The organism is Ruegeria sp. YTSA064, assembly GCF_059610325.1.
In genome coordinates this window covers 1-9,369 of the sequence record NZ_JBXWNK010000026.1, presented here as the reverse complement: position 1 = coordinate 9,369, position 9,369 = coordinate 1, and the positions used below count along the sequence as shown (strand labels likewise).

At 57.0% G+C, this 9,369-nt stretch carries 7 protein-coding genes; 3 read left to right on the top strand and 4 right to left on the bottom strand.

Going from position 1 to position 9,369, the window contains the following annotated elements; translation table 11 throughout:
* The 3 genes from AC2FI7_RS22680 to AC2FI7_RS22670 form a co-directional block, all read left to right on the top strand.
* Positions 1-226, top strand: a 226-nt coding sequence (locus AC2FI7_RS22680; RefSeq protein WP_496833717.1) for a hypothetical protein, incomplete at its 5' end; no start/stop codon positions are given.
* Positions 223-1,488 carry a fatty acid desaturase gene (locus tag AC2FI7_RS22675; RefSeq protein ID WP_010442274.1) on the top strand — a complete coding sequence of 422 codons (1,266 nt, stop codon included), beginning with the start codon at positions 223-225 and terminating at the stop codon, positions 1,486-1,488. The genes AC2FI7_RS22680 and AC2FI7_RS22675, both read left to right, overlap by 4 nt.
* A 221-nt stretch (positions 1,489-1,709) precedes the next feature.
* Positions 1,710-3,509 carry an SLC13 family permease gene (locus AC2FI7_RS22670; protein ID WP_260027327.1) on the top strand — a complete coding sequence of 600 codons (1,800 nt, stop codon included), beginning with the start codon at positions 1,710-1,712 and terminating at the stop codon, positions 3,507-3,509.
* On the opposite strand, the gene nhaA is transcribed toward AC2FI7_RS22670, so the two are convergent.
* From nhaA to AC2FI7_RS22650, 4 genes are all read right to left on the bottom strand, one after another.
* Positions 3,506-4,861 carry a Na+/H+ antiporter NhaA gene (gene nhaA, locus AC2FI7_RS22665; RefSeq protein ID WP_010442272.1) on the bottom strand — a complete coding sequence of 452 codons (1,356 nt, stop codon included), beginning with the start codon at positions 4,859-4,861 and terminating at the stop codon, positions 3,506-3,508. The two genes, AC2FI7_RS22670 and nhaA, sit on opposite strands and share 4 nt — an antisense overlap.
* Positions 4,862-5,212: 351 nt before the next feature.
* Positions 5,213-5,563 (bottom strand): class I SAM-dependent methyltransferase, encoded by a 351-nt coding sequence (locus tag AC2FI7_RS22660; RefSeq protein WP_158005275.1) that lies wholly within the window; start codon positions 5,561-5,563, stop codon positions 5,213-5,215.
* A 66-nt stretch (positions 5,564-5,629) separates the two neighbouring features.
* Positions 5,630-6,181: a recombinase family protein gene (locus tag AC2FI7_RS22655; RefSeq protein WP_010442270.1), complete on the bottom strand. Its 552-nt coding sequence runs from the start codon at positions 6,179-6,181 to the stop codon at positions 5,630-5,632.
* A gap of 130 nt (positions 6,182-6,311) precedes the next feature.
* Entirely contained in the window at positions 6,312-9,203 is a 2,892-nt protein-coding gene (locus AC2FI7_RS22650) for a Tn3 family transposase (protein WP_496833715.1), read from the bottom strand.
* Positions 9,204-9,369: the final 166 nt, after the last annotated feature.

Sequence of the window (9,369 nt, the reverse complement as noted above, 5' to 3'; positions counted from 1 at the left end):
CTTCCCGGGAGTGGCCGCCCTCTCGATCTGCGAAGCACTGCTGCTGGCTATGAACGATAACAAAGTCCTGCCTGAACACGAGATCGTGGGTATCCTGCGCGATGCGGCAAAGACACATGAGAACGCGGCTGGCACTGACAACGAGATAGAGGCGCACCTGGCCGTGGCGGCTCTGATCAACCGGATCATTGCTGGCGGGAACTCCGTTCGGAGGCCGCCGGGATGACATGCTCAATTGCACCGGGTTGGACATTGCCTATGCCGTTTTCGTCCAACTCGTACAAGGCACAGGGCCAACAGCCCGGTCATCAAGACATGCCAGTTGGCACATGCCACCAAGACGGCAGCGTCCAAACTGACATGTTGAAAGCCGGATCTGCCTCGACCGCGCGGCAAGCGCGGGTCCAGCCAGGTCCCTTGCCCGTCACGGGTGGGGCACCCGGCGCGGGATACCCCTCCGGTGTAACCGGTCCGAGACAGGAAGAGGCGCAGCTGACCGCATCAGACTGGACACGAACCCTGATGAAGTACCGGCAGCCAATCCCCTCCCGCAGCATTTTCGAACTGACGGTCACGCTCGTGCCTTTCGTGGCAATATGGGCGGTTGCCTGGTGGGTGCTCTCGATCAGCACCGTGTTGGCACTGGCTCTCGCGTTGGCGAATGCAGCCTTCCTGCTCCGGCTGTTCATAATCCAGCACGACTGCGGACATGGTTCCCTGTTCCGCGACCGGCGTCTGTGCGATTGGATCGGTCGCGTGATCGGCGTTATCACGCTGACGCCCTATGACGTCTGGCGCAAGACCCACGCGATCCACCACGCCACGAGCGGAAACCTGGACCGGCGGGGCATCGGAGACCTGCCGGTGCTGACAGTCAGAGAGTACCGCGGGAAGGGATGGCCCGGCCGTACGCTTTACCGCCTGTTACGCCATCCGGTTTTCCTGTTCGGGGTGGTGCCGTTTTACACGTTCTTTCTGCACAACCGGCTGCCCGTCCATCTGATGCGGTCCGGCTGGCGCTACTGGTTGAGTGCGATGGCGACAAACGCTGCCATAGGCCTCACTCTGACAGTGATTGTCTTGCTGGGCGGGTGGGAAGTACTGCTGTTCGTCTTCCTGCCGACGATGCTTCTGGCCGCAATAGCCGGCATGTGGTTTTTCTACATGCAGCATCAGTTTGAGAAAACCAGCTGGCGGCACGAGGAAGACTGGAACATCCGGGACGCGTCCCTTCACGGCAGTTCGCACTACGCTCTGCCAGGCATCCTGCGCTGGATCACCGGGAACATCGGAGTCCACCATGTGCATCATCTGGCCAGCCGCATCCCCTTTTACCGTTTGCACGACGTAGTCAAGGATCACGACGCCCTGGCGCAGACCAGACGCATTACGCTTTGGGAAAGCTTCCGCTGCGCGCGACTGCACCTTTGGGATGAGAAAAGCCGCAGATTGCTATCGTTTGCAGAGGCCCGGGCACTTCCCGTCTGAGCCTTGCGAAATATTGCCACTGGTCAGTGAATTGGCGCGTTGGATAGGAAACTGGGGGCACCTAAATAGGACATTTGTCGTTCCACGGACGGCCACGTCTGTGCCAGTTGGGTTTCTTTCTGAGCCAGTATTGTCGGGACAATTGGGCTGATTACTCAGTTGTCGCTCTAATCAGGAAGGTGGATGCTGTGACCGCCATATCGTCAGCGGCAAAGGTATGAATGAAGGAGGGCGGACTGATTGATCTCATCGCCGACTATGAACCCTATCTTGCGCTCGCAGTTGTCGTCCTTCTGTTCGCAGCATTTCTTTCCGAGCGCTTCGAACCGGACGTAACCGCTGCGGGGGCCGCCGCGCTGTTTGTCGTCTTGGGGTTTGTCCCCACGAATGAAGTTTTGGCAGCGTTTTCGAACCCTGCACCCATAACGATCGCTGCGATGTTCGTGATCAGCGGCGCGCTGGTCCGAACCGGGCTTCTCGACGCACTTGCGAACAAGGTTGTCGCCGCAGGGAGCAAGCGCCCGGTCGCCGGTATAGCGGCGTTTCTCATCGCGACGCTAGTCGCCTCGGGTCTGATTAACAACACTCCGGTCGTCATCGTCCTCATACCGGTGGCCATTCGTTTGGCGCAGAGCCTGGGCTTTGCTGCGACACGCCTGTTGATTCCGCTATCCTACATGTCCGTCCTGGGCGGGACGTGTACTCTGATCGGCACGTCGACCAACCTTCTGGTGGACGGCGTTTCCCAGGCGTCTGGCTTGGAACCGTTTTCAATTTTCGAGATCACACCGGTCGGTCTGGTGGCCGCGGCCACAGGCGGTGTGGCGCTCCTCCTGCTTGGACCTGTCCTGCTGCCGGACCGAAAGGATATTGCGGAACAGGGCGGCGACGATGAAGCGACTTTTTTGACCGAGGTACGCCCGCGAGAGGACTACCCGAATATTGGTCGAACGATTGATGAAATCGCCACCCTCAGCCGAAGAGGTATTGAAATCGTCGGCATCCGTGCGCGTTCTGGAGTCAAGAGACAGGGTTTGGGTGAACACATACTCGAACCGGGCGACAGGATCATTGCCAAGGTTGCGACATCAGAACTGCTCACCCTCAGGAAAATTGAAGGGATCGAAGTCGGGTTGCGCCAGGGGCCAGCGGCCGAAAACACCTCGGAGCTGATCGTCGCCGAAGCTATCGTGACGCTTTCACGCCGAAGCCGCGGAGTGCGCATTGCCCAGCTTGCCATGGGGCACCGATACGGCATGCGTGTTCTTGGTGCCCACCGACATGGGGAAGTGCTTGGACCCGACCTGTCGACGGCGCTATTGCGCCCCGCCGATACGCTGCTTTTGGAAGGAACGCCTGAAGGCTTTGCCCGAATGACCGAGGCGGGCGATCTTGCCGCGATCACGGATGCCGGGGGGCGCGCCTTCCGCCGCGGGAAAGCGCCGCTGGCTCTGTTCGCGCTTTTCGCGGTTGTGGCGCTCGCCGCAGCCGGGTTCGCCGAGATCAGCGTGCTTGCCCTTGTCGCGGTCGCTGCCATCCTCGTGCTCCGGTGCATCGACAGCGGCGAAGCCTGGGCGTCCATCGACGCCAGCGTCCTTGTGCTGATCTTTTCCATGCTAATCGTCGGCAGCGGTATGCAGAATGCAGGAGCAGTCAACCTGATCGTGGAGACATTGGTGCCGACTCTCGTAGAGTTGCCCCTAATTGTCACGCTCGCTGTGATCTACATACTGTCTTCGGCGCTCACCGAGGCGGTTACCAACAACGCCGTAGCCGTCGTCGTTACACCTCTCGCGATCGGTGTTGCGGAACAACTCGGTGTCGACGCCAAGCCGTTCGTCGTCGCTGTGATGTTTGGCGCAAGTGCAAGTTTCGCCACTCCGGTCGGCTATCAGACCAACACGTTGGTATATGGCGCAGGGAACTACAGGTTTTCCGACTTCCTGAGGATCGGCGTTCCGATGAATCTTATCGTCGGCGCAGCCGTGGTCGGGGTGATCCCGGTATTCTTCCCATTCTAGGGTACCCGGCCTTGTTCTGCGGTGCTTGTGGCGCTTTTTGTGCGCGCTGCGTGAATTGTCAGCAGGAGCAGCATGAGGATCCCGGCCGTTGCGGCAATAGCTGATCCTGAGAGAATTCCAAGCTTTGCGGCGTTCAGCGTCGCCGGATCGAAGGCCAAGCCCGCTATGAACAGCGACATCGTGAAACCGATACCAGTTAGAAACGAGCCGGCCAGAATTAACGGCCCCGACAAGCCCGGCGCTAACACTGCCAGGCCTGATCGGACAGCTAGCCAGCTGAACCCGAAGACGCCGATCGGTTTTCCTAGCACCAGACCGACAATTATCGCCAAGGAGACCGGTTGTTCGAAATCGGCACCCTGAACCGTGATGCCGGCATTTGCCAGCGCGAAAATCGGCATGATTGCAAAGCCGACCCAAGGGTGCAGCATTGTCTCGAGCCGTTCGACTGGCGAGAGTGCCTCCGTGACCGCTCTGCTTGCTTGACGCAGGTTATGGCGGGTTGCGGTATCTCCCTGCTGCCGATCGCCGGCCGGAACGGCGCGTAGGCGTCCAAGGATTGCATGCAGCCGGGCATCGCTTACCCAGATGCGCGTCGGCGTCATAAGGCCCAGAATGACCCCTGCGATGGTCGCATGAACGCCGGAGGCATCGATGCATAGCCAGACTGCCGCACCGAGAAGAAAATAAACCGGGACACTTCTGATCCCGACGCGCGAGGCGCCTGCGACGACACCAATTCCCAGCAGACCCAAACCGAGCGCCGACCAGTTCAACGCTTCCCCGTAACCGAAGGCGACGACGAGAATTGCGCCGACATCGTCAAAAATGGCCAGAGAAAGAAGGAACAGACGCAAGGTGGACGGGATCCGCCTTCCGAAAAGCGCCAGGCATCCAATCACGAACGCCGTATCGGTTGCCATCACGGTTCCCCAGCCGTGCGCCCCGGGCTGCCCGGACATCAACAAATGATAGAACGCGACCGGCACCACCATGCCGCCCAAAGCGCCCGCGAACGGCAGGGCGGCCTGTCGCGGGTTTTGCAATTCGCCCAGTACGATCTCGCGCTTGAGCTCCAGAGAAAGCACGAAAAAGAAGAGGGTCATCAGCCCGTCGTTGATCCAGTGTCGCAGCGAGCGGGTGAAATCGAACGAACCGAATGTCAGGCCAACAGGGGTCTTCCAGAAGCCCAGGAAGCCTTCTTGCCAAGGCGAGTTTGCCAGCGCCAAAGCCAGCAGAACAGCCAGGAACAGGAGCCCACTCGCGGCCGCTTGGATCTCTAGGAAGCGTGCGAAGGGTTTTGTTATTCTATCGGCGGACTCTTGGGGCAGGCTTTGATGATTGTCTATCATGGGACAACTACGCCAATTCGGGTGAAAAGAGACTACGCCATTGAAGCGTGGACGCAATGACCACGTGGATCAATGTCTGGCTATGCAGGAGCCATCCACGCAGGATATTCACCAGCAGGTTTTTCAGTTTCTGAGAAACGGACAATGCGGAAACGGTTGATTAGGCTTCACAAATTAAGGAACAGGTTAGCATCCGGCATTCATGAAGCCCCGGAGTTGGTTCTTTGTCATTTCCCCGGGGACCGGCTCCGAACAATAGCTGGATCGTCACCAGAAGTCGTTTGTCAGGCTTCGGTGCTTCGGCTCTTTCCTTGAGCCAGCTGTGACTTTCCAAAGTTGAGTCCGCTTCACTCAGAATTTTGAAACCAGCGGCCAATAGATGCGTGGACATTTCCTCGGGTGTCGCGAGATGACTGATCGAAGGTTCTGAAGCCTAAGGTGCCGGATACAAAACTCACCGCCTTCTCCCTGCAAAATGTCATAAATTCTAAACCTTGCGCCGGGTTTGAGAAAACGTCGCGCCTCGGCATAGACCGTAGCCTTTTCCGGGACGTTCATAGCGACGTGAACTGGAAACGCACCATCGAAATGGTTGTCGGGAAAAGAAAGGTTTGTTGAATCACCCTGAAGGAACACGGTTTTGTCGCTCAAGTTAACCCCTTCCGAAATCTCGTTTGCCGCATCGTATAACTCTTGCGTCAAATCCATCTTCCTTGGCCGGTATCTTCGATCCGAAGACTTCCGCCGCGCGAAACACGAAGGGCTGGTTCAGACGTCTGTATCAGCAAGCGCCCGGTATACGGTCATTCTTGAAATCCCTAGTTCACGCGCGATCTGGGCTTTTGCGATGCCCTCGCTCGCCAATCGCCGGATTTCCTCATCATCTACGGATTTCCGCCGCCCCTTGTAGACACCCTTACCTTTGGCGGTGTCGATCCCAGCACGCTGACGGTCGCGGATAAACTTCAGCTCCATATCGGCGACCATACCGAGAACGGTGATGACCATGCGACCCATATCTCCGGCGGTGGTTACGTGCGGTTCAAGAACACGAAGTGATGCGCCCTTGGCGTCCAACTCATATACCAAGTTCAGCACGTCACGCGTGGAACGACCGAGGCGATCTAGGCGATGAACAACCAGCTCATCCCCTTCGCGCAGAAATTCCATCACTGTAGCCAATTCAGAACGGTCATCACGGGAAGCACCAGAGACTGTTTCGGATCGGACGATCTGACAGCCTGCTGCTCTCAGCGTGGCTTTCTGGATATCAAGATCCTGGCTTGATGAGCTGACGCGGGCATATCCAATCTTGGGCATAGCAAACTGTCACATTAGGGTGGTTCCCATTCTGATAATGTAACAATATGCTGTTGACTACTCATTTGTGACATCTTGGCGTGCCACATCACCCTGTCTCCTGCGGGTGTACCCTTTTGTGACGCACAGATCACGCGGCCATTGCCCCAAAGTCGATCCGCTTTTCCAAATCGACATCGAACCGACCATACGGATTGATGTGGGAATAGATCAATGGAGTGAGGCCGTGGTAATCCCGCTCGGACAGGCGAGTTGCCCATCCTGGTTCCGACAACACGGATTGCACCATGCGTGTGTTCACATAGACAAGGGATGCCTGAAGCAGATGCAAGGCATGGGCGGAGATTTCCTGATCGGCAATCCGGTTGCTGGAAATCTCGCCGCCTTTGCCAAAGAACACGAAGCCATTGGCGCTGTTCCAGTTCTCCACTACATTCAGTCCTTCATGAATCTCGCGGCGGAAATCTTCGGATCGTAGATACCTGCACAGAAAGATAGTCTTGATCGCCCGCCCCAGTTCAGCGAGTGCCTTGTATGTTGGATGCATCACATCGGCGCGTGCAAAGCGACGCAGGATGGCTTCCGGATCGGCCGTGCCATGCTGCATGGCCGAAGCGTATTTGACCATTTCATCGTACTGTCTTTCGATCTCGGCCCAGTCAACAGTGCCGGACAGGATCGGTAGCAGGTTGGGCAGTTGTCCCCGCATTGCGGAATTCGGTAAGGCCAGCTTTTGTCGGGCGATGGCCTTCAGACGTGGGGCCAATTCGAATCCAAGAAGATGACAGAAGGCGAAGCCGATGGCACTTTGGCCGTGGCTATCAACATACTGGCGCTGGATCTCCATGTCGGTGCAATGACGCAGAACCCCTTCGATCATCGCAGCCACTTCAGATGATGAGCAGCGTTTCAGCTGGGAATAAATACAGGTCGCCTGCCGTTCGACATGCCAATAGATCATGACACCGCGCCCGCCATAGCGGGCATGCCATTCGGTCATCAGGTTGCGATCCCAGGCTCCGAACTTGGTGGAATCTGCCGCGCAGGCGGTTCCCGCATTGCCCCAAACTGACGGATTGCGCACCGCCAACGTGGCATCTGCAACCTTGACCGCCGCTGCCCGAAGAGAAGCAGGATCGACATAGCGGCGTCGGATATGCAGCAACTCATCATAGCTGATTTCAGGCGTGCCAGCAGCTACACGTTTCAAACCGGGATTGGTGCCCAGGCCGTAGAGGCAAAGCAGCAGGCGTTGATCCCGGATATCACGCGGCAGTGCTTCCCGGCTGGCTGACGTTTCGAATGCTCCCAGAAAGCCTGTCTCCAGCGCTGTCTCTTTCAGCGTATCCAGCAGTCCGGTCATCGGCCACCGCCGACCAATCTCTGATTTAAGGCCGATCAACCCTTTTGGCTCTGGTGCCGGGGTGAAAGGTATAATGCTAATGCAGTTGTCACCAGACCAGCGCAGCCGCACCTTGTCACTATTGGGCAGCGAGCTGTTCAGTTGACGTAACTCATACTCCAACTGCTCCCGAACAGATCGCGAAAATTCCCGTGCATCCTGGGTGAGCTTCAGGCCAGCATAGTATACGTCGCGCTTCTCAGGAAAATCCTTCGGCAGATCATCGTCCGGGTTGCGATAACGATCAGCCCCTTCGACCAAGATCTCTTTTGACCTGATACGATCCCGCAACTGGGTCAGGACACAGAGTTCATAAGAAATAACATTCAGCCGCCCGCGTGTGTCGATCACGGTTTCCTGCCATTTACGCGGAATTGAGCCCTCGGGTGCCAGCGCAGCCGGGGCGTAACGCCGTCCTTCCTCATTCAGGCGGATTATCAGAACCAACGCATCCAGGATCGGTCGCCACGTCTCATTATTCGAGCGGAATTGTAAGACAGACAACAAGGACGGCAGCATTCGACGATAGTGGCTGGCATAGGAACCCCGCATTACAGTCTGAATCCGAACATTCAGTGTTCCCTTGGCCCTGTGTTCATCAATGATGGCTTTCAGCTTGGCCGCGCCCGCGATTGGAAAGATCACATCCGAGACTTTGCCGTTCGGGGCCATCATCGCCGCCGTCGCAATGTCCACCAGTAACCGTTCCTTGCCGTGAACCTTATCGATGTCAGCGGCAATTTTGCTGATCACCTTCCGTTTGGAGCGTGTGCCGATGCGATGAACAACGTCGATGAGCAGGTCTACAAGACCATCAATCAGCTGCGATCTGCGCGACATCAGATAGATCGCCAACAATCCCAGGCGCTTTTCCCGGCTATGCCGCCGCATCTCTGAGGCTGTTTCCCCCTCAACCCGGCGGGTCAATATCCTGATCCATGTGGGATCAACCTCGTTGACCAAATCGAACGGCAGATCAAGAGCATGAATAAAGGCCAGCCGGTCAGCTGCGTCGAGTACATTGTCCAGCGTGGCTGCGCCAACATCGTCTTTTAGGCTTTGAAAGCCATGATCGCCGCGTGGGTTGGCTAAGCTGGCTTCCAGTGCTGCAATGGTTTGCAATGACAACCGGCTGGATGCATGCTCCAGAAGTTCTTCCTGAAAACTATACTGCGCGGAACGCACCAAGCGTTCCATGATCTTCCGGGATGGAATGAACACTGATTGGCCCAAGGCCCATTGATAGCCGAATTGAACGAGATCTTCCGTGGAGGGCCCCAAAGTCGAAACCTGCGATGCAAGTGCTTCGCGCAGTTTGGCTCGATCCCGGTCATTGGCGCGGCGAATGCCGAGGAAGCGTAGAATCTCCAACCGGTGGCGGCGCGCCGTGTCACTACCGATGTCATAGTTCGACACATGCGCGACATCCTCACCAAGCTGTTCAGCGAGATAATCCAATGATTCCGATGGAAGGTCCTTCAGTCGCTTTGGGAAATACCCGAAGCGCCGAAAGTGCGCTAACTGGGCAGCCAACCCAATCCGCATTGCGTGCCGATAGCTGTTTATAAACTCAAGATCAGCGTAAGACAGACTCCAGACAGCCAGAAATTCTCGTTCCAATACAATACCCTCCAAACGAAAGGGCAAATTGGGTAAGGATCAAGATCTCGTCAAGCCGGACGGCGTTCCGCTATTGTTCTTCATAACGCCCAAATATGATGGAGTGGACGCCTCCTCACGGCATCGCTTTGTGCCAAGGTAGCGGTGTTGAACGTAGCTACAGAGG

Excerpts from the sequence above, each read along its gene's own strand:
- AC2FI7_RS22675 (WP_010442274.1), top strand. The coding sequence starts at position 223 with ATGACATGCTCAATTGCACCGGGTTGGACATTGCCTATGCCGTTTTCG.
- AC2FI7_RS22670 (WP_260027327.1), top strand. The coding sequence starts at position 1,710 with ATGAAGGAGGGCGGACTGATTGATCTCATCGCCGACTATGAACCCTAT.
- nhaA (WP_010442272.1), bottom strand. The coding sequence starts at position 4,861 with ATGATAGACAATCATCAAAGCCTGCCCCAAGAGTCCGCCGATAGAATA.
- AC2FI7_RS22655 (WP_010442270.1), bottom strand. The coding sequence starts at position 6,181 with ATGCCCAAGATTGGATATGCCCGCGTCAGCTCATCAAGCCAGGATCTT.